The organism is Microbacterium sp. 4R-513 (genome assembly GCF_011046485.1).
Classification (GTDB): Bacteria; Actinomycetota; Actinomycetes; order Actinomycetales; family Microbacteriaceae; genus Microbacterium.
Genome location: NZ_CP049256.1, coordinates 3,696,261 through 3,715,820, shown reverse-complemented (window position 1 = coordinate 3,715,820; position 19,560 = coordinate 3,696,261). Strand labels below are relative to the sequence as shown.

At 68.8% G+C, this 19,560-nt stretch carries 19 protein-coding genes and 1 pseudogene; 18 read left to right on the top strand and 2 right to left on the bottom strand.

The features are described from left to right. The first annotated feature begins 13 nt into the window (after positions 1–13). From ftsZ to G5T42_RS16575, 8 genes and pseudogenes are all read left to right on the top strand, one after another. Positions 14–1,154, top strand: a pseudogene (ftsZ, locus tag G5T42_RS16610) (cell division protein FtsZ). A gap of 25 nt (positions 1,155–1,179) precedes the next feature. After that, positions 1,180–1,869, top strand: coding sequence for a YggS family pyridoxal phosphate-dependent enzyme (locus tag G5T42_RS16605; protein ID WP_277601755.1), 690 nt, complete (start codon positions 1,180–1,182; stop codon positions 1,867–1,869). Positions 1,870–1,912: 43 nt separating this feature from the next. Then, positions 1,913–2,374: a cell division protein SepF gene (gene sepF / locus G5T42_RS16600; protein WP_165130297.1), complete on the top strand. Its 462-nt coding sequence runs from the start codon at positions 1,913–1,915 to the stop codon at positions 2,372–2,374. A 4-nt stretch (positions 2,375–2,378) separates the two neighbouring features. Then, complete coding sequence (locus tag G5T42_RS16595; RefSeq protein ID WP_165129859.1) at positions 2,379–2,678, top strand: YggT family protein; 300 nt, start codon at positions 2,379–2,381, stop codon at positions 2,676–2,678. Between the two features lie 146 nt (positions 2,679–2,824). Next, entirely contained in the window at positions 2,825–3,424 is a 600-nt protein-coding gene (locus G5T42_RS16590; RefSeq protein ID WP_165129858.1) for a DivIVA domain-containing protein, read from the top strand. An 8-nt stretch (positions 3,425–3,432) separates the two neighbouring features. Further along, positions 3,433–4,095 (top strand): signal peptidase II, encoded by a 663-nt coding sequence (gene lspA / locus G5T42_RS16585; RefSeq protein ID WP_165129857.1) that lies wholly within the window; start codon positions 3,433–3,435, stop codon positions 4,093–4,095. Positions 4,096–4,107: 12 nt separating this feature from the next. Next, positions 4,108–5,028 carry an RluA family pseudouridine synthase gene (locus tag G5T42_RS16580; protein WP_165129856.1) on the top strand — a complete coding sequence of 307 codons (921 nt, stop codon included), beginning with the start codon at positions 4,108–4,110 and terminating at the stop codon, positions 5,026–5,028. 32 nt (positions 5,029–5,060) lie between these two features. Continuing rightward, the gene (locus tag G5T42_RS16575) at positions 5,061–5,630 is read left to right on the top strand and encodes a GNAT family N-acetyltransferase (protein ID WP_165129855.1); all 570 of its coding nucleotides are present in this window, start codon (positions 5,061–5,063) and stop codon (positions 5,628–5,630) included. Between the two features lie 6 nt (positions 5,631–5,636). Here the strand turns inward: G5T42_RS16575 and G5T42_RS16570 are convergent, their stop codons facing one another. Then, positions 5,637–6,113, bottom strand: coding sequence for an NUDIX domain-containing protein (locus tag G5T42_RS16570; protein ID WP_165129854.1), 477 nt, complete (start codon positions 6,111–6,113; stop codon positions 5,637–5,639). 50 nt (positions 6,114–6,163) lie between these two features. On the opposite strand from G5T42_RS16570, the gene dnaE reads away from it, so the two are divergent. From dnaE to G5T42_RS16545, 5 genes are all read left to right on the top strand, one after another. Then, the gene (gene dnaE, locus G5T42_RS16565) at positions 6,164–9,682 is read left to right on the top strand and encodes a DNA polymerase III subunit alpha (protein ID WP_165129853.1); all 3,519 of its coding nucleotides are present in this window, start codon (positions 6,164–6,166) and stop codon (positions 9,680–9,682) included. A gap of 91 nt (positions 9,683–9,773) precedes the next feature. Continuing rightward, positions 9,774–10,790: a hypothetical protein gene (locus tag G5T42_RS17860; RefSeq protein WP_241245874.1), complete on the top strand. Its 1,017-nt coding sequence runs from the start codon at positions 9,774–9,776 to the stop codon at positions 10,788–10,790. A gap of 51 nt (positions 10,791–10,841) precedes the next feature. Further along, positions 10,842–12,143, top strand: a complete 1,302-nt coding sequence (hisD, locus tag G5T42_RS16555) for a histidinol dehydrogenase (RefSeq protein WP_165129852.1) — start codon at positions 10,842–10,844, stop codon at positions 12,141–12,143. 12 nt (positions 12,144–12,155) lie between these two features. After that, positions 12,156–12,629: a transcriptional regulator NrdR gene (gene nrdR, locus G5T42_RS16550; protein ID WP_165129851.1), complete on the top strand. Its 474-nt coding sequence runs from the start codon at positions 12,156–12,158 to the stop codon at positions 12,627–12,629. A gap of 55 nt (positions 12,630–12,684) precedes the next feature. Then, positions 12,685–13,710: a quinone-dependent dihydroorotate dehydrogenase gene (locus G5T42_RS16545; protein WP_165129850.1), complete on the top strand. Its 1,026-nt coding sequence runs from the start codon at positions 12,685–12,687 to the stop codon at positions 13,708–13,710. Between the two features lie 28 nt (positions 13,711–13,738). On the opposite strand, the gene G5T42_RS16540 is transcribed toward G5T42_RS16545, so the two are convergent. Beyond that, positions 13,739–14,317 carry a DUF3043 domain-containing protein gene (locus G5T42_RS16540; protein WP_165129849.1) on the bottom strand — a complete coding sequence of 193 codons (579 nt, stop codon included), beginning with the start codon at positions 14,315–14,317 and terminating at the stop codon, positions 13,739–13,741. Positions 14,318–14,367: 50 nt separating this feature from the next. On the opposite strand from G5T42_RS16540, the gene G5T42_RS16535 reads away from it, so the two are divergent. From G5T42_RS16535 to G5T42_RS16515, 5 genes are all read left to right on the top strand, one after another. After that, positions 14,368–15,780 carry a dipeptidase gene (locus tag G5T42_RS16535; RefSeq protein WP_165129848.1) on the top strand — a complete coding sequence of 471 codons (1,413 nt, stop codon included), beginning with the start codon at positions 14,368–14,370 and terminating at the stop codon, positions 15,778–15,780. Positions 15,781–15,880: 100 nt separating this feature from the next. After that, entirely contained in the window at positions 15,881–16,246 is a 366-nt protein-coding gene (erpA, locus tag G5T42_RS16530; RefSeq protein WP_165129847.1) for an iron-sulfur cluster insertion protein ErpA, read from the top strand. 200 nt (positions 16,247–16,446) lie between these two features. Next, on the top strand, positions 16,447–17,352 hold the full coding sequence (coxB, locus tag G5T42_RS16525) for a cytochrome c oxidase subunit II (RefSeq protein WP_165129846.1): 906 nt from the start codon (positions 16,447–16,449) through the stop codon (positions 17,350–17,352). A 2-nt stretch (positions 17,353–17,354) separates the two neighbouring features. Then, positions 17,355–19,118 carry a cytochrome c oxidase subunit I gene (gene ctaD / locus G5T42_RS16520; protein WP_206535666.1) on the top strand — a complete coding sequence of 588 codons (1,764 nt, stop codon included), beginning with the start codon at positions 17,355–17,357 and terminating at the stop codon, positions 19,116–19,118. 1 nt (position 19,119) lies between these two features. After that, a complete protein-coding gene (locus G5T42_RS16515; RefSeq protein ID WP_165129845.1) occupies positions 19,120–19,557 on the top strand; it encodes a cytochrome c oxidase subunit 4 in 438 nt (145 codons plus the stop codon). Positions 19,558–19,560: the final 3 nt, after the last annotated feature.

Genomic DNA, 19,560 nt, shown 5'->3' with positions numbered 1-19,560 from the left:
GACGGAGGCCGGCATGAGCCAGAACCAGAACTACCTCGCCGTGATCAAGGTCGTCGGCGTCGGCGGCGGCGGCGTCAACGCGGTCAACCGCATGATCGAGCTGGGTCTGCGGGGCGTGGAGTTCATCGCGATCAACACCGACGCGCAGGCGCTGCTCATGAGCGACGCCGACGTCAAGCTCGACGTGGGGCGCGAGCTCACGCGGGGGGCTCGGCGCGGGCGCAGACCCCGAAGTGGGTCGTCGTGCCGCGGAGGACCACGCAGAAGAGATCGAAGAGGCCCTGCGGGGTGCCGACATGGTCTTCGTCACCGCTGGGGAAGGCGGTGGCACGGGCACCGGCGGCGCACCCGTCGTCGCGAAGATCGCGAAGTCGATCGGAGCCCTGACCATCGGTGTCGTCACGAAGCCCTTCTCGTTCGAGGGTCGCCGTCGGCAGAGCCAGGCCGAGACGGGCGTCGCGAAGCTCAAGGAAGAGGTCGACACCCTCATCGTCGTGCCGAACGACCGGCTGCTCGAGATCAGCGATCGCGGCATCTCGATGATCGAGGCGTTCGCGACGGCCGACCAGGTGCTCCTCGCCGGTGTGCAGGGCATCACCGATCTCATCACGACGCCGGGTCTCATCAACCTCGACTTCGCCGACGTCAAGTCGGTGATGCAGGGCGCGGGCTCGGCCCTCATGGGCATCGGCTCGGCACGCGGCGCCGACCGGGCGATCAAGGCCGCCGAGCTTGCGGTCGAATCGCCCCTGCTCGAGGCCTCGATCGAGGGTGCGCACGGCGTGCTGCTGTCGATCCAGGGCGGATCCAACCTCGGCATCTTCGAGATCAACGATGCGGCGCAGCTGGTGAAGGAGGCCGCGCACCCCGAGGCCAACATCATCTTCGGCACGGTCATCGACGACACCCTCGGCGACGAGGTGCGCGTCACGGTCATCGCGGCGGGGTTCGACGGCGGCGAGCCGCAGACCCGCATCGAGCCGATCGTGGCCGCCCGTGTGGCTCCGGTCGCACCGGCGCTCCCGACGACGCCTGCCGACGAGGTCGCGAAGGACTTCGACAAGGAGCCGGTGTCGGTCAGCGTCGCGGCGGACTCGAGCTACGACTCGGCGTTCGGCGACGACGACCTCGACATCCCCGACTTCCTGAAGTAACACCTCGACACGCTCAGGGACCGCCGTGAACCATGCGTCGCTCGCTGAGCGTCTCGCGGAGGTCGACGCCCGGATCGCGGACGCCGCAATGGCGGCGGGCCGCGATCCGCGCGCGTTGACCCGCATCGTCGTGACGAAGTTCCACCCCGCGTCACTCGTCGACGAGCTCTATGCCCTCGGCGTGCGCGATGTGGGCGAGAACCGGCAGCAGGAGCTGACCGAGAAGCAGCGCGCCGTCGGCGAGCACGAGGGCCTCGCGTGGCACTTCATCGGGCAGGCGCAGACGAACAAGGCGCGGGCGATCCGGGCAGCGGCATCCGTCGTCCACTCGGTCGACCGCGCGCGACTCGCCACCGCCCTCGATGCGGCCGGAGAGGGGATGCCGCGACTCGACGTGCTGCTGCAGGTCAACCTCACCGACGATCCGGGCCGCGGGGGCGTCGCTCCCGACGGCCTCGAAGAGCTCGCGACCCATACCGCAGGGTGCCCGACTCTGCGCGTGCGCGGGGTGATGGGGGTCGCGCCGCTCGACGAGCCCCCCACCCCGGCGTTCGAGCGCCTGGCGGTGTGCAGCGAGCGACTGCGTGCCGTCGTGCCCGACGCGACCTGGATCTCCGCGGGTATGACGGCCGATTTCGCCGAGGCGATCGCCGCCGGTGCGACACACCTGCGGATCGGCTCCGCAATCACGGGCCCGAGGCCCGCACACGGTTAACCTCGGAATGGACGAGCCAACGGCGAGCAACACGGAGGATGCGATGTCGAACCCGCTCAAGAAGACCATGGTCTATCTCGGACTCGCAGACGAGGAAGAAGTGTACGAAGAGCCTGCGCCCCAGCCCACGGCCCGCAAGAGCCTCCAGCCTGTCGAGAAGGCGGCTGCTCCGGTGACCCCGCTGCACCGTCCCGCCGTCGTGCGCCAGCCGGCGCCGTCCGCGATCAGCGAGATCCTGACGGTCCACCCGAAGCAGTACCGCGACGCACAGGTCATCGCCGAGAACTTCCGTGACGGCATCCCCGTCATCATCAATCTGTCGCAGATGTCGGACGCCGACGCGCGGCGGCTGATCGACTTCGCGAGCGGCCTCTCACTCGGCCTGTACGGACGCATCGAGCGCGTGACGAGCAAGGTCTTCCTGCTCTCGCCGGAGAGCGTCAGCGTCTCGGGTGACGGCGCTGTCGCGCAGGCCGACGCCGAGTCGGTCCCCTTCGCGCCGTAGCACCGTGGACATCATCCGCGTCATCGCGGCGGTCCTGAACACGCTCCTGCTCATCTACATCCTCTTCCTCCTGATCCGGCTCGTCCTGGACTGGATCCCGTTCTTCAACCGGGAGTGGCGTCCGAAGGGTGCGGGACTCGTCGCCGCCGAGGTCGTCTACACCGTCACCGATCCGCCGCTGAAGCTCTTCCGACGCTTCATCCCTCCGCTGCGGGTCGGCCAGGTCGCGATCGATTTCGGGTTCGCGATCACGATGCTGCTGTGCTTCATCCTGCTGTCCGTCACGAGGTCGATCGCGAGCTGACGGTATCGGGCCGACCGTGTCGCACAGCGTCCGGCGTCGTGGCACCTCCAAAGTGCGGCGACTATGATTGCCCGGGACGGTCCGCCCGCCCCGGGGTGGGACCGCTCCGCACGCCGGCGACCTGAGCGCTCGAAAGAGGAATCACAATGGCATTGACCCCCGATGACGTCGTCACCAAGCAGTTCCAGCACGTCCGGTTCAAGGAGGGCTTCGACCCGGACGAGGTCGACGACTTCCTGGATGAGATCGTCGTCGAGTGGCGCAAGACCATCGCTGAGAACGACGAGCTGAAGGCCAAGCTCGCCGCGTACGAGTCCGGTCAGGCGCCCGCCGCCGCGGCCCCCGCTCCGGCCGTCGAGACGCCGGCGCCGGCGCCCGCTCCGACCCCCGCCCCGGCCGTCGAGGGCTCCGGTGGGGCCGCCGCGAGCGCGGGCATCATCGAGCTCGCCCAGCGCCTCCACGACGAGCACGTCGCCGAGGGCCAGGCGAAGCGCGATCAGCTCATCGCCGACGCCCAGTCCCAGGCGGCGTCGATCGTCGCCGAGGCCGAGACCAAGGGTCGCGAAGAGCTCGCGCGCCTCGAGCGCGAGCGCACGACGCTCGAAGGCCGCATCACGGAGCTGCGCCAGTTCGAGCGCGACTACCGTCAGCAGCTGCGCACCTACATCGAGGGCCACCTGCGCGACCTCGACTCGTCGGCCGCGAACTCGTCCGGTCCGACGCCGGTCTCGGCGATCGGCCTGTAGGCCAGCATTTGACAGGCCGAGCCCCCCTTCGTCAGGCGGCGGCCGGCACCATCATCGCGATCCTCGCGGCGTTGGTGCTGGCCGCCGACCAGTTCACCAAGTACCTCGCGATCCAGAACCTGCCCCCTGAGGAGCCGGTTCACGTCATCGGCGACTTCCTGATCTTCTACCTCGTCCGCAATCCGGGGGCCGCGTTCTCGCTGGGCGAGAACGTCACGTGGATCTTCACGATCGCGCTTGCGGTCGTCGCCGTCGTCATCGTCTGGCTCGCCGCCACGCGCGTGCGCTCACGCCTCTGGGCGGTCGCCCTGGGCCTGCTTCTCGGCGGCGTGCTGGGCAACCTCACCGACCGGATGCTCCGCGAGCCCGGCTTCGCCGTGGGCCATGTCGTGGACTTCATCAACACGCCGTGGATGATGCCGGCGATCTACAACGTCGCCGACATCTTCATCGTGTCGATGATGATCGGCGTCGCCCTGCTCGTCCTCGTGGGTCCGCACCTCGACGGCACGCGTCACGGCAAGGCCGATGACACGGCGGATGAGACGGATGCCGCTGCCGGCGCCGATTCCGACGCCGATCCCGGGGAGCTCGATGCCGACCCCACGGACGGGCGGCACCCGTCTTCCGCGGGCGCCGAGCCCGAGGCATCCGGCACCGCCAAGGACTGAGGGGGAGCGCTCGTGGAATCACGCAGCCTGCCCGTGCCCGACGGCCTCGACGGCGTCCGCGTCGACGCGGCCCTCGCCAAGATGCTCGGCTTCTCGCGCACCTTCGCCGCGGAGGTCGCTGAAGCCGGCGGCGTCCGGATGGACGGCCGGGTCCTCTCCAAGTCGGACAAGCTGCGCGGCGGCGCGTGGCTCGACCTCGAATGGGAGGCACGGCGAGAGCCCGAGGTCGTCCCGGTCGAGGTGCCCGATCTCCGCATCGTGTACGACGACGACGACATCGTCGTCGTGGACAAGCCCGCCGGGGTCGCGGCCCACCCGTCGGTGGGCTGGGAAGGGCCGACGGTGCTGGGAGCGCTCGCCGCAGGCGGCTACCGCATCGCGACGACGGGCGCCGCCGAGCGTCAAGGCGTCGTGCATCGCCTCGACGTCGGCACGAGCGGGCTCATGGTCGTCGCGAAGAGCGAGCGGGCCTACACGGCGCTCAAGCGCGCCTTCAAGGAGCGCGAGGTCGACAAGATCTACCACGCGGTCGTGCAGGGGCATCCGGACCCGCTTGCGGGCACCATCGACGCACCCATCGGCCGTCACCCCACCCACTCCTGGAAGTTCGCCGTCACGCCCTCGGGCAAGGACTCCGTGACGCACTACGAGACGCTCGAGGCGTTCCCGGGCGCCTCGCTGCTCGAGATCCATCTCGAGACGGGCCGCACGCACCAGATCCGCGTGCACATGGCCGCACACCGTCACCCGTGCGTCGGGGATCCGCTCTACGGCGCCGACCCGACCCTCTCGGCGCGGCTGGGCCTGACGAGGCAGTGGTTGCACGCCCACGAGCTGTCGTTCGCGCATCCCCTCACGGGTGACTGGGTGACGTTCACTTCCGACTACCCGGCCGACCTCGCCCATGCCCTGGCGGTGCTGCGCGGCGACTGACGGGTGTCGGATGCCGGTGCCAGGCTGGGCGCATGGGCATCGAAGTGCTCCCCGCGACGAAGTACGCCGACCTCAAGACGATCCTCGGGCCGAAGAAGCCGGATTCGGACGTGTGCTGGTGCTTGAGCTATCGGCTGCCGCCGAAAGAGAATCAGGCGCTCCACCGCCAGGCGAGGGGGCGCAAAGTCGCCGCCCTGCTCCGGCAGGGGCCGCCAGGCGTGCTGGCGTACGACGACGATGAGGTTGTCGGATGGGCCGCGGTCCATCCACGCGCCGACACCGCGTTCGCGACGAACCGGAGGATCCCGCACGTCGACGATCTCGACGTCTGGTCGCTGTGGTGCGTCCGCGTGCGCCCTGGCCATCGCGGCGAGGGCATCTCGCACGCGCTGGTCGCGGGTGCTGTGCGGTTCGCGCGCGACAACGGCGCGCCCGCGATCGAGGGCTATCCGGTCGACAACGCCGGAGCCAAGGTCGATCTGACGATGGCCTATGTCGGCACCCGCCGGCTCTTCGAGAAGGCCGGCTTCACCAAGGCCTCCGACACGACATCGGTGCTCAACGGGTTCCCGCGCGTCCTGATGCGGCTCGACCTGCGCTGACGGAAGTCAGCGGCCGCCGTAGAACTGCGCTTCGGCGGCCCCCGACACTGCGGCGGCGATGCGGGCGGTCATGTCGGGGAGCTCGAGCTCGGGCAGGTCGTCGAGGTCGTACCAGCCGACCTCGGTGAGCTCGCCGTCCGCGGGATACGGCTCACCCGACACCCACTCGCAGAGGAATGTGAGGTCGAGGTAGTCGGCCTGGTCGCCGTTCCCGTAGGTCACACGGGGGATCTGGTGCGCGAGCACGAGCCGGATCGCCCGAGCCTGCACGCCGGCCTCCTCCAGGGTCTCCCTGACGGCGGCGTCGGCGGGCTCCTCACCGGGATCGACGATCCCCGTGACCGGCGTCAGGCTGCCGTTGTCGCTGCGGCGGCCGAGGATCACCCGACCCTCGTGCACGACCACGGCGGTGACGCCGACGAGGGGGATCGGGTCGTGGCCGATCTTCTCCCTCAATGTGAGGATGAACTCGGGTGTGGGCATGTCGCCACGATAGCGGCGGAGTGTCGGTGGGTCCTTCGTAGACTCGAGCCGTGGCATCCGATTCCTTCGTCCATCTGCACGTGCACAGCGAGTACTCGATGCTCGACGGAGCCGCGAAGATCGGCGCCATGACTCAGGCTGCTGCCGAGTACGGCATGCCGGCGATCGCGGTCACCGACCACGGCAACACGTTCGCTGCGTTCGAGTTCTACAACGCCGCCAAGGCCGCGGGCGTCAAGCCGATCGTCGGGCTCGAGGCGTACGTCACGCCCGGCACGCACCGCAGCGACAAGTCCCGCGTCGCGTGGGGCACCCCCGAGCAGAAGAGCGACGACGTCTCGGGCTCCGGCGCCTACACGCACATGACGATGTGGAGCCAGAGCACGGAGGGCATGCACAACCTCTTCCGTCTCAGCTCCCTCTCCAGCATGGAGGGCTACTACTTCAAGCCGCGCATGGATCGCGAGCTCCTCGAGACCTACGGCAAGGGGCTCATCGCGACGACGGGCTGCCCGTCGGGCGAGGTGCAGACGCGCCTGCGGCTCGGTCAGTACGACGCGGCGCGTGCCGCGGCCGCGGAGTTCCAGGACATCTTCGGCAAGGAGAACTACTTCGCCGAGATCATGGATCACGGTCTCTCCATCGAGCGCCGCGTGATGACCGACCTCATCCGGCTCGCGAAGGACCTCGACATCCCGCTCGTCGCGACGAACGACTCCCACTACACGCACCAGCACGAGGCCGATGCCCACGCGGCGCTCCTCTGCGTGCAGTCCGGCTCGACGCTCGACGACCCGAACAGGTTCAAGTTCGACGGCGACGGCTATTACATCAAGACCGCGCAGGAGATGCGGCAGATCTTCCGCGAGCACCCGGACGCATGCGACAACACCCTGCTCATCGCGGAGCGGTGCGAGATCGAGTTCAACACGAGCGCGAACTACATGCCGCGCTTCCCCGTCCCCGACGGCGAGACCGAAGACAGCTGGCTCGTGAAGGAGGTCGAGGCGGGGCTGCACTACCGCTACCCCGACGGCATCCCCGACAAGGTGCGCAAGCAGGCCGAGTACGAGACCGGGATCATCCTCCAGATGGGCTTCCCCGGCTACTTCCTCGTGGTCGCCGACTTCATCAACTGGGCGAAGAACAACGGCATCCGCGTCGGACCGGGTCGTGGATCGGGCGCCGGCTCGATGGTCGCGTACGCGATGCGCATCACCGACCTCGACCCGCTCGAGCACGGCCTGATCTTCGAGCGCTTCCTCAACCCCGACCGCGTCTCGATGCCCGACTTCGACGTCGACTTCGACGACCGCCGCCGCGGCGAGGTGATCGACTACGTCACCGAGAAGTACGGCTCCGAGCGCGTCGCGCAGATCGTCACGTACGGCACGATCAAGTCGAAGCAGGCCCTGAAGGACGCGGGGCGCGTGCTCGGCTTCCCTTTCAGCATGGGGGAGCGGCTGACCAAGGCCATGCCGCCGGCTGTCATGGGCAAGGACATGCCGCTGAGCGGCATGTACGACTCGCAGCATCCTCGATTCAAAGAGGCCAGCGAGTTCCGCGCCCTCATCGACACCGATCCCGAAGCCAAGACGGTCTTCGACCGAGCACTCGGACTCGAAGGGCTCAAGCGCCAGTGGGGCGTGCATGCGGCGGGCGTCATCATGTCGAGCGAGCCGCTGCTCGACATCATCCCGATCATGCGCCGGGAGCAGGACGGCCAGATCGTCACGCAGTTCGACTACCCCTCGTGCGAGACGCTCGGCCTCATCAAGATGGACTTCCTGGGGCTGCGCAACCTCACGATCATCTCGGACGCCCTCGACAACATCCGGATGAACCGGGGGGAGGAGCTCGACCTCGAGCACCTCGCGCTCGACGACCGGGCGGCCTACGATCTCCTGACCCGCGGAGACACCCTCGGCGTGTTCCAGCTCGACGGCGGCCCGATGCGGTCGCTCCTGCGTCTCATGAAGCCCGACAACTTCGAAGACGTCTCGGCTGTCATCGCGCTCTACCGTCCGGGTCCCATGGGCGCGAACTCGCACATCAACTACGCCCTGCGCAAGAACGGCCAGCAGGAGGTCACGCCGATCCACCCCGAGCTCGAGGAGCCGCTCCGAGACATCCTCGACATCAGCTACGGCCTGATCATCTATCAGGAGCAGGTCATGGCGATCGCCCAGAAGGTGGCGGGCTTCTCGCTCGGCCAGGCAGACATCCTGCGGCGCGCGATGGGCAAGAAGAAGAAGTCCGAGCTCGACAAGCAGTACGAGGGCTTCTCGAACGGCATGAAGGAGCGCGGGTTCGGCGACGGCGCGATCAAGGCGCTGTGGGACATCCTGCTCCCGTTCTCGGACTATGCGTTCAACAAAGCGCACTCGGCCGCGTACGGTCTCGTGTCGTACTGGACCGCTTACCTCAAGGCGCACTATCCCGCCGAGTACATGGCCGCCCTCCTCACGAGCGTCGGCGACTCCAAAGACAAGATGGCGGTCTACCTCAACGAATGCCGCCGCATGGGCATCAAGGTGCTGCCGCCCGACGTGCGCGAGTCGATCCGCTACTTCGCCGCCGTGGGAGAAGACATCCGCTTCGGCCTGGGCGCCGTCCGCAACGTCGGCGCGAACGTCGTCGAGGGGATCATCGAGGCGCGCAAGGAACAGCAGTTCTCGTCGTTCCACGACTTCCTCGGCAAGGTACCGATCCACGTCGCCAACAAGCGCACCCTCGAGTCGCTCATCAAGGCGGGGGCCTTCGACTCGATGGGCGACACCCGCCGTGCGCTGCTCGAGATCCACGAGGATGCCACCGAGGCGGCCGTCGACCGCAAGCGCAACGAAGCTCAGGGAGCCATCGGCTTCGATTTCGACAGCCTCTACGACTCCGCCGAAGAGGTCGCACCCCCGAAGGTGCCCCCGCGTCCGGAGTGGACCAAGAAGGACAAGCTGGCGTTCGAACGCGAGATGCTCGGACTGTACGTCTCCGATCATCCGCTCGCGGGGCTCGAGATCCCGCTCGCCAAGCATGCGTCTCTGAGCATCCACGACCTGCTTGCATCGGAGACGATCGACGACGGCGAGCAGGTGACGATCGCGGGACTCGTCACGAGCGTCCAGCACCGCGTCGCGAAGTCCAGCGGGAACCCATACGGCATGATCACCGTCGAGGACTTCGACGGCGAGGTGACCGTCATGTTCATGGGCAAGACCTACACCGAGTTCCAGTCGATGCTGCAGGCCGACTCGATCCTCGTGGTGCGCGGCCGCGTCTCCCGACGGGATGATGGCCTCAACCTGCACGCGCAGTCGGCGTTCGCGCCGGATCTCGGAGCGGTGGATGCCTCGGGCCCGCTCGTGCTCATGCTGCCCGAGCATCGGGCGACCGAGACGGTCGTCAGCGAGCTCGCCGAGGTGCTCAACCGCCACCGGGGCGACACCGAGGTGACCCTCCGGCTGCACAAGGGATCGACGGCGAAGGTGTTCGAGGTGCCGATGCCCGTCCAGGTCACGGCCGACCTCTACGGCGAGCTGAAGGGACTGCTCGGACCGTCCTGCCTCGGTTGAGCGCACACCCGCGCGTTCCTCATCATGGCCTCACGGGCCGCGGGTAGTATCGGGACGTTGCGCCGTCATGGGCGCGCGGGAAGGGAACATCGTGGCCGACGAGCATCTGGACGACAACGACACCTTCGAGGAAGCACCCGCTGTGGCGGACGCCGGCGAGGCGCCTCCGCAGTACGGGGTCGGCCCCTTCTCCATCCGCGAGGTCGCGCTGGCGGGCGTGTGGCTCGTCGCCTTCATCGTGTCGTTCTTCTCGCTCAGTACGGTGCGCTTCGACTCCGTGTGGACCTCCGGCCTCGCGTGGATCCTCACGATCGCCCTGCCGTCGGTGGCCGTGTTCCTCATCGCGCTCCGTCGGCTCTCGCCCGACGGGATCCGCCGCGTCGGCTCGCTGGGCATCGACCAGTTCGCCTCCGTCGCCTTCTCGGTCTCCGCGATCGTCTGGCTCACGTATGCCTGGGAGACCGTCGCCTTCGTGATCGACGGCGGACCGTGGCTGCGGTCGTGGGTGATGTGGGTCGAGCTCGTCCTCATGCTCGCCGGCGTCATCCTCACGGTGTTCGCACCGTTCATCCCCGTCGTGGGTGAAGATTTCCGGCTGCGTCCCGAGATCGTGGCGCACCGCAATGCCCGCCCCCTCCGTCCGATCACCGCACGGCCCGCGCCGGCGCCCCGCCCCGCCCCCGCTCCGCAGGAGGAGCAGCCGGCATACAGCGCACCCGCCTACGGCGCACCCGCCGACTACGGCAACCCTTACGCGCCCTACGGCGGCGAGCACGTGGCCGATCAGCGCTGGACGCCCGACGAGACGTCGGCCGCCCAGCCCGCGTATGCCGAGGCTTCGCACACCGGCGAGCACGCCGCTCAGCACACCGCCGAGCACACGGCGGTGTTCGCCGCCGCCTCCGCCGAGCCGCCGCGGCACCAGGCGTTCTGGGCCCTGGCACCGGAAGAGCGGGACGTGGTCGACGAGAGCGGCGCGCCCATCTGGCGGATCGGCCCGGGAGCCTGGGCGCTCGTGATCGAGGATCGCGGCGATCTCTTCGTCATGCGCCACGAGGACGGCCGCATCGGCTACCTCCACGACGTGCGCGACGTCACGCGCGGCTGACCCGCACGTCACACGCACGGGCCGCCCAGCCGGGCGCGATATCGTGAACGGATGCTCCGCACGATCGATCTCCGCGGCCGCACGCTCACTTCCACCGAACTCATCGCCACCGTTCCGCGCGCGACCGCGGCGCGCGAACGGGCGCTGACGACGGCCGCGACGATCGTGCACGACGTCGCCGACCGCGGCGAGGCGGCCCTGCGGGAGCAGGCCGAGCGCTTCGACGGGGCCGTAGGCCACGACATCCGTGTTCCGGCTGCGCACCTCGATGAAGCCCTCGCGGGCCTCGACCCGACGGTCCGCACGGCCCTCGAACACGCGATCGAGCGCGTGCGTACCGCGTCCGCCGCCCAGATCCCGGCACCGGTCGTCACCGAGCTCGCGCCCGGCGCGCGGGTGGCGCAGCGCTGGCAGCCCGTGCGGCGCGTCGGCGTGTATGTGCCGGGCGGCAAGGCCGTGTACCCCTCGAGCGTCGTCATGAACGTTGTGCCCGCGCAGGTCGCCGGGGTGTCGGAGGTTGCCCTCGCCTCACCGTCGCAGCGCGAGTTCGACGGCCGCGTGCACCCGGTGATCCTCGCCGCAGCCAGACTCCTGGGCGTCGACGAGGTCTACGCGATGGGCGGCGCCGGTGCGATCGGCGCCTTCGCGCACGGCGTGCCGTCGATCGGCCTCGAGCCGGTCGACGTCGTCACGGGTCCCGGCAACAACTTCGTCGCGGCCGCCAAGCGCGCCGTGGCGGGACTCGTCGGGACGGATGCCGAGGCCGGCGCGACCGAGATCCTCATCGTCGCCGACGACTCGGCCGAGCCGATGCTCGTCGCGGCCGACCTCGTGAGCCAGGCCGAGCACGACGAGCAGGCAGCCGCCGTGCTGGTGACCGACTCGGTCAAGCTCGCCGACGCGGTGGCGGCGCACACAGCCGGCCAGGCCGCTCGCACGCTCCACGCCGAGCGCGTCGCAGCGGCGCTCCGCGGGCCGCAGTCGGCGATCGTGCTGGTCGATGACATCGCAGCTGCGACGGCCTTCAGCAACGCGTACGCGCCCGAGCACCTCGAGCTGCACCTCGCAGACCCGCGTCCGGAGGACTTCGTCCACGCGGGCGCCGTGTTCGTCGGCGCCGACTCGCCCGTGAGCCTGGGCGACTACCTCGCGGGAAGCAACCACGTCCTCCCCACCGGCGGACAGGCCCGCTACTCGGCCGGCCTTTCGGCGGCGACCTTCCTTCGCCCCCAGCAGGTCATCGAGTACGACCGTGCCGCTCTCGGCGAGGTGCGGGACGACATCGTCGCGCTCGCCAACGCCGAGCACCTGCCCGCGCACGGCGAGGCCGTCGAGGCCCGATTCCTCGCGTAGTCTGTCGGAGCCATGCACTGCCCCTTCTGCCGCCACCCCGACTCGCGCGTGATCGACTCGCGCACGAGCGACGACGGACTCAGCATCCGTCGCCGTCGGCAGTGCCCCGAGTGCGGCGGCCGCTTCTCGACGATCGAGACCGCGAGCCTCAACGTCATCAAGCGTTCCGGCGTGATCGAGCCGTTCAGCCGCGAGAAGGTCATCTCGGGCGTCCGCAAGGCGTGCCAGGGACGGCCCGTGACCGAGGCCGACCTCGCCGTGCTTGCGCAGACCGTCGAAGAGACGCTGCGTCAGACGGGTGCCTCGCAGCTCGACGCGAACGAGATCGGCCTCGCCATCCTCGGGCCGCTGCGTCAGCTCGACGAGGTGGCGTATCTGCGCTTCGCGAGCGTCTACCAGGCGTTCGACTCCCTCGAGGACTTCGAGTCGGCGATCGAGCAGCTCCGCGCCGACCACACGGCCGCACACCGCGCCGCGGACGCGTGACGTGACGACACGCGCCGGGCGTTGAGGCACGACGCGGGTCGGTAGCCTGGAAGGGATGTATCCCCTCTTCTTCCGGACCGTCCTCTCGCGCATCGACCCGGAGACGGCGCACCACGCTGCGATGGCCGTCATCCGCGTGCTGGGAATCCCGCCCTTCTCGTGGGTCGCGCGTGCCGTCACGCGCCCCGACCCTGCGCTGCGGACTCATGCGGTCGGGCGGGACTTCGACTCGCCGTTCGGCGTCGCGGCGGGGTTCGACAAGGACGTCCGGGGTGCGGCGGGCCTCTACGCACTCGGGTTCGGTCACGTCGAGGTGGGCACCGTGACCGCGATCCCTCAGGACGGCAACCCCCGCCCGAGGCTCTTCCGCCTCGTGCCGGATCGCGCGGTCGTCAATCGGATGGGCTTCAACAACAGGGGAGCGGATGCCGCGGCATCCCGCCTGCGCCGTCTGCGTCGTCGTCGCCGGCGGGCCGTGCTCGGCGTCAACATCGGCAAGAGTCGCGTCGTCGACGTCGCTCACGCGACCGCAGACTACGTCACCAGCGCCCGACAGCTCGCGCCGCTCGCCGACTACCTCGTCGTCAACGTCTCATCGCCGAACACCCCCGGCCTGCGGGGACTTCAGGCGGTCGAGACGCTGCGACCGCTCCTCCAGGCGGTTCGGGATGCCGCGGGCCTCACACCTCTCCTCGTCAAGATCGCCCCCGACCTCGCCGACGACGAGATCGAGGCGATCGCGCGGCTCGCGGTCGACACGCATCTCGCCGGCATCATCGCGACGAACACGACGATCTCGCGGGACGGTCTCACGACCGACCCGTCGACCGTCGCGGCCGCGGGGGAGGGCGGTCTGTCCGGCGCCCCGCTCAGGACTCGCGCGCTCGAGGTGCTGCGGATCGTACGCGCCGCGGTTCCGCAGACCTTCTGCGTCATCAGCGTCGGCGGCGTCGAGACGGCAGAGGACGTCCAGGAGCGACTGGATGCCGGAGCCACCCTCGTGCAGGGCTACACGGCGTTCCTCTACCGCGGCCCGCTCTGGGCCCGGCAGATCAACAGGGGCCTCGCGAAGCTGCGCTGATCGCCCGTCGCAACGGCGACGGAGGAGCTCAGGCGGGGCGCTGTCCGCGCTTGACCTGCGGCTTCGGCAGGCGCAGGAACCGCATCTGGATCGACCGCATCGCGGCGTACCAGCCGAGCCCCTTCTCGACCTTGTCGCCCCACTTCGCCTTCGCGAGGCGCTTGACGCGGATCGACGTCACCACCATGTCGCCGATCACGAGGAAGATGAAGACCCAGAGGCCGAGGAACGAGTAGTACTGCAGCGCCACGACCGGGATGAACGTCATGACGATGACGAGCACCATGGCGGGCATGACGGCTTCGCCGAGGTGCCAGCCCGAGTCGATCCAGTCGCGCACCCAGCGGCGCTGAGGACCCTTGTCGCGCGCCGTGAGGTAGCGCTCGTCGCCGGCGGCCATACCGGCACGGGCCTTGTCGCGCTGCTGCGCGAGCTCGGCGCGGGCGCGAGCCTTCGCCTCCTTCGTGTCGGGCACGAGCGGGCGCTTGCGCGCGGCCTCCTGCTCGGCACGCGAGGGAGTCGCGCGTCCCTTGCCCGAGGGGGCGCCGTTCAGCGAGGTCCCCTCGGAAGGGGCGTCGCTCAGGGGTGCTTCAGGCGTCTTGGCCACGGATGTACCTCGAAAAGTGCGGGAAAAGGTGTGCGCTTAAGATTACCCGCATGACCTCTGACCTGACCCGCCAAGAAGCGGTGCGCGAAGCCGCGACCGCCGCGGTGCCCGCCGCCCTCGCCGATCTCGGCAACCTCGTGCGCATCCCATCGGTCGCATTCCCGGGATTCGACCCCGCCCAGGTGCAGCGCAGCGCCGAGGCGGTGAAGGCTCTCGTCGAGGCGACGGGCCTGTTCGACAGTGTCCGGATCGCGGACGCCGAGATCCCGGAGGCGGCAGAGCCGACGACGCTCGGGGAGCGCGGCATGCCTGCGGTGCTCGCGACCCGCGCCGCCAAGAACGGACGGCCGACGATCCTCCTGTACGCGCACCACGACGTCCAGCCCGTGGGGGACGAGAGCCTGTGGGAGTCGCCGCCGTTCGAGCCGACTGTCCGCGACGGCCGCCTGTACGGGCGGGGCGCTGCCGATGACAAGGCCGGCGTCATGGCGCACATCGGCGCGCTGCGCGCCTTCTCGGAAGCCGTCGGCGACGACTTCGACCTCGGCGTCGCCCTCTTCATCGAGGGTGAGGAGGAGGCCGGCTCGCGCTCGTTCGCGCAGTTCCTCTCGGACCACGCCGATGCCCTCCGCGCCGACGTCATCGTCGTCGCGGACTCGGGCAACTGGGACTCGAAGACCCCGGCGCTGACCGTCTCGCTGCGGGGCAACACGCGCTTCACGCTCCGCGTGCGAACCCTCGAGCACGCCTCGCACTCCGGCATGTTCGGCGGCGCGGTGCCCGACGCCATGATGGCGACGGTCAAGCTGCTCTCGACGCTGTGGGACGAGACCGGGGCCGTTGCGGTCGAGGGGCTGACGGTCCGGGATGCCGAGACCCCCGAGTACACCGAAGAGACGCTGCGCGACGAGGCCGGCCTGCCGGACGGCGTGGGCCCCATCGGGACGGGCACGATCCTCAGCCGCATCTGGAACAAGCCGTCGATCACCGTGACGGGCATCGACGCGCCGAGTGTCGCCAACGCATCGAACACGCTCTCACCCGAGATCAGCGTCGTCATCAGCGCCCGCATCGCCCCCGGACAGGACGCCCGCGACGCCTATGCCGCGATCGAGGCGCACCTCCGTGCGCACGCGCCGTTCGGCGCGCAGCTCGAGTTCTCGCACCAGGACTACGGCAACCCGTTCCTCGTCGACACGAGCGGCTGGGCCGTCGCCGACGCCCGCGAGGTGCTCGGAGAGGCGTACGGGGTCGACCCCGTCGACATGGGCGTGGGCGGGTCCATCCCGTTCATCGCGGATCTCGTCCGCGAGTTCCCGGGCGCCCAGATCCTCGTGACCGGCGTCGAGGACCCGCACGCTCGTGCGCACAGCCCGAACGAGTCCCTCCACCTCGACACGTTCCGCAACGCCCTCGTGGCCGAGGCGCTGCTGCTCGAGAAGCTCGACGGGCGGACGCTCTGACCGCGGTCGAAGCACGCCGACACAGCGGAGCCTCCTCCCAGCGGGCCGTCGTAGAATCGAGGCATCCGCAGCGCCCAGTGCGCCGACCGCGAGGAGAGTCATGACCGACACCGCACTGTCGACCGAAGAGACCACTGCCGCCCACGGCGTGCTGCTCACCGACGCGGCCTCCGCCAAGGTGAAGAGCCTGCTCGAGCAGGAGGGCCGCGACGACCTGCGTCTCCGCGTGGCCGTCCAGCCGGGTGGATGCAGCGGCCTGATCTACCAGCTGTACTTCGACGAGCGCTATCTCGAGGGCGACAAGACGGTCGACTTCGGCGGCGTCGAGGTCATCGTCGACGACATGAGCGTCCCGTACCTCGACGGCGCGTCGATCGACTTCAAGGACACGATCTCGGAGCAGGGCTTCACGATCGACAACCCGAACGCGGCCGGCAGCTGCGCCTGCGGCGACAGCTTCCACTGAGCCCGCCGGAGCATCAGCGCACAGCGCTCGCTTCGCCTTCGGAACGCCCCCTCGACCACCGAGCGGGGCGTTTCGTCGTATCGCTCGGAAGCCCGCGTTTCCGGGGATTTCAGCCTCGAATGCTGGGCGGTTGGCCCGAATCGTGTGAGAGGTTGCCCTAGACTGGCGACAGTTCTCTTACGTGACCGGAAAGGTGCATCGTGCCCTCGAAACGTCGTCTCCGCTGGGCCCTGGTACCCGTCGGGATCGCAGCGGTAGCCGTCCTGGCCGGATGCAGCTCGACGGAGCTCCACGGGTTCCTTCCGGGCTTCGAAGACCCGAACGCGAAGCCGGCGACGAACCACACCGACATGGTCGCGGGCCTGTGGGTCAACTCCTGGATCGTCCTGCTCGTCGTGGGCATCGTGACGTGGGGTCTCATGGGCTGGGCGGCGATCGTGTACCGCCGTCGCAAGGGCCAGACCGGCCTTCCCGTGCAGCTGCGCTACAACATGCCGATCGAGATCTTCTACACGATCGTGCCGCTCATCCTCGTGATCGGCTTCTTCGCCTTCACGGCGCGCGACCAGGCGATCCTCGAGACGCAGACCGAGAACCCCGACGTCACGATCACGGCCATCGGCAAGCAGTGGGCGTGGGACTTCCAGTACAACGGCGAGGACGAGGACGGCTCGGACGCCGTCTGGACGATGGGCGTGCAGGCCCAGCCTGCGGCGAACGGCGACGTCGATCAGTCGAAGCTCCCGACGCTGTACCTCCCCGTCGACAAGTCGGTGAAGATCGAGCTGCAGTCGCGCGACGTCATCCACTCCTTCTGGATCATCGACTTCCTCTACAAGAAGGACATGTACATCGGGCGTGAGAACTACTGGTCGTTCACGCCGACCCGCGAGGGAACCTACGCGGGCAAGTGCGCCGAGCTCTGCGGCGAGTACCACTCCGCGATGCTGTTCAACGTCAAGGTCGTGAGCGAGGACGAGTACGAGCAGTACCTCGACTCGCTCCGCGATGCGGGCCAGACGGGCAGCATCACCGACGAGTACGACCGCCTCGGCAACCTGCCCGGTACCGGCGAGACCACCACCGACGACGAGGACAACGACTGATCATGGCAACGACGCTCCCACTCCAGGAGACGACTCAGAGCCGTCCCACCACGATGCCGCCTCGCCAGGCCGCACTGCTCAGCGCCTCGAACGTCGAGCGCAAGGGCAACATCATCGTCAAGTGGATCACCTCCACCGACCACAAGACGATCGGCTACATGTACCTGATCGCCTCCGTGCTGTTCTTCATGCTCGGCGGCGTCATGGCACTCATCATCCGTGCCGAGCTCTTCGAGCCCGGCATGCAGATCGTGCCGACGAAAGAGCAGTACAACCAGCTCTTCACGATGCACGGCACGATCATGCTGCTCATGTTCGCGACGCCGCTGTTCGCAGGCTTCGCCAACGCCGTCCTCCCGCTGCAGATCGGCGCGCCCGACGTGGCGTTCCCGCGTCTGAACGCGTTCGCCTTCTGGCTCTTCCTCTTCGGCTCGACGATCGCCGTCGCCGGCTTCCTCACCCCGCAGGGTGCGGCCGCCTTCGGCTGGTTCGCGTATCAGCCCCTCGCCAACGCGAGCTTCTCGCCAGGCATCGGCGGCAATCTCTGGATGCTCGGCCTCGGCATGAGCGGTTTCGGAACGATCCTGGGCGCCGTGAACTTCGTCACCACGATCATCACGATGCGTGCCCCGGGCATGACGATGTGGCGCATGCCGATCTTCTCCTGGAACACGCTCATCACGAGCATCCTGGTGCTGATGGCGTTCCCCGTGCTGGCCGCGGCGATCCTGGCAGCAGCCGCCGACCGCGTCCTCGGCGCGCACATCTACGACCCCGCCAACGGCGGCGTCCTGCTGTGGCAGCACCTGTTCTGGTTCTTCGGCCACCCCGAGGTGTACATCATCGCGCTGCCGTTCTTCGGCATCGTCTCCGAGGTGTTCCCGGTGTTCAGCCGCAAGCCGATCTTCGGCTACAAGACGCTCGTCTACGCGACGATCGCGATCGCGGCGCTCTCGGTCGCGGTGTGGGCTCACCACATGTACGTCACGGGCGCCGTCCTGCTGCCGTTCTTCGCGCTCATGACGATGCTGATCGCGGTCCCCACGGGTGTGAAGATCTTCAACTGGATCGGCACGATGTGGCGCGGCTCGGTCACATTCGAGACCCCGATGATCTTCGCTCTGGGCTTCCTCGTCTCGTTCGTCTTCGGCGGCCTCACCGGCGTCATCCTCGCGTCGCCTCCGCTCGACTTCCACCTCTCCGACTCGTACTTCGTCGTCGCGCACTTCCACTACGTCGTGTTCGGCACCGTCGTGTTCGCGATGTTCTCGGGCTTCTACTTCTGGTGGCCCAAGTGGACCGGTCGCATGCTCAACGAGCGACTCGGATACGTGCACTTCTGGATGCTGTTCATCGGCTTCCACATGACGTTCCTCATCCAGCACTGGCTGGGCGTCGACGGGATGGTGCGCCGCTACGCCGACTACTCGGAGCAGGACGGCTTCACCTGGCAGAACCAGGTGTCGACGATCGGCGCCGTGATCCTCGGTGCGTCGATGATCCCGTTCCTCTTCAACGTGTGGATCACGGCCCGCAAGGCGCCCAAGGTGACCGTCAACGACCCGTGGGGCTACGGCGCGTCGCTCGAGTGGGCGACCTCGTGCCCGCCGCCCCGTCACAACTTCACGTCGATCCCGCGCATCCGCAGCGAGCGTCCCGCCTTCGACCTGAACCACCCCGAGGCCGGCATCCCGGTCGGCGTCGGCCCGGCCAAGGACGCGCCCGACGCCCCCGTCGTCGACACCGCTCAGGGAGAGGTCAAGTAACGTGCGCACCAACGTCGGTCTCTGGTGGCTGCTGAGCGGCTTCTTCCTGCTCATGGCGGTCGTGTACTCGACCTGGAGCATCATCGCGCATCCGGATGCGCCCGAGTGGTACCACCGGATCGAGTGGGTCGGCAGCGTCGCACTGCTGTTCACGTCGTTCATGGGAGCGCTCATCGCGTTCTACATCGGCCGCGTGCATCGTGCTCAGCGCGGCGAGCTGCCCGAGGACGTCCTGACGGCCGACATCGACGACGGCGACCCGGAGCTCGGCGAGTTCAGCCCGTGGTCCTGGTGGCCCATCGTGCTGGCCTTCGCGGCGGCTCTCGGCATCCTCGGGCTCGCCGTCGGCGTGTGGCTCTTCCCGATCGGTCTCGCCGTTTTCGTCGTGGCGATCGTCGGCTGGGTCTACGAGTACTACCGCGGCCACTTCGCGCGCTGAGCG

Excerpts from the sequence above, each read along its gene's own strand:
- G5T42_RS16545 (WP_165129850.1), top strand. The coding sequence starts at position 12,685 with ATGTATCCCCTCTTCTTCCGGACCGTCCTCTCGCGCATCGACCCGGAG.
- G5T42_RS16575 (WP_165129855.1), top strand. The coding sequence starts at position 5,061 with ATGGGCATCGAAGTGCTCCCCGCGACGAAGTACGCCGACCTCAAGACG.
- hisD (WP_165129852.1), top strand. The coding sequence starts at position 10,842 with ATGCTCCGCACGATCGATCTCCGCGGCCGCACGCTCACTTCCACCGAA.
- G5T42_RS16590 (WP_165129858.1), top strand. The coding sequence starts at position 2,825 with ATGGCATTGACCCCCGATGACGTCGTCACCAAGCAGTTCCAGCACGTC.
- ctaD (WP_206535666.1), top strand. The coding sequence starts at position 17,355 with ATGGCAACGACGCTCCCACTCCAGGAGACGACTCAGAGCCGTCCCACC.
- erpA (WP_165129847.1), top strand. The coding sequence starts at position 15,881 with ATGACCGACACCGCACTGTCGACCGAAGAGACCACTGCCGCCCACGGC.
- G5T42_RS16570 (WP_165129854.1), bottom strand. The coding sequence starts at position 6,113 with ATGCCCACACCCGAGTTCATCCTCACATTGAGGGAGAAGATCGGCCAC.
- sepF (WP_165130297.1), top strand. The coding sequence starts at position 1,913 with ATGTCGAACCCGCTCAAGAAGACCATGGTCTATCTCGGACTCGCAGAC.
- G5T42_RS16535 (WP_165129848.1), top strand. The coding sequence starts at position 14,368 with ATGACCTCTGACCTGACCCGCCAAGAAGCGGTGCGCGAAGCCGCGACC.
- nrdR (WP_165129851.1), top strand. The coding sequence starts at position 12,156 with ATGCACTGCCCCTTCTGCCGCCACCCCGACTCGCGCGTGATCGACTCG.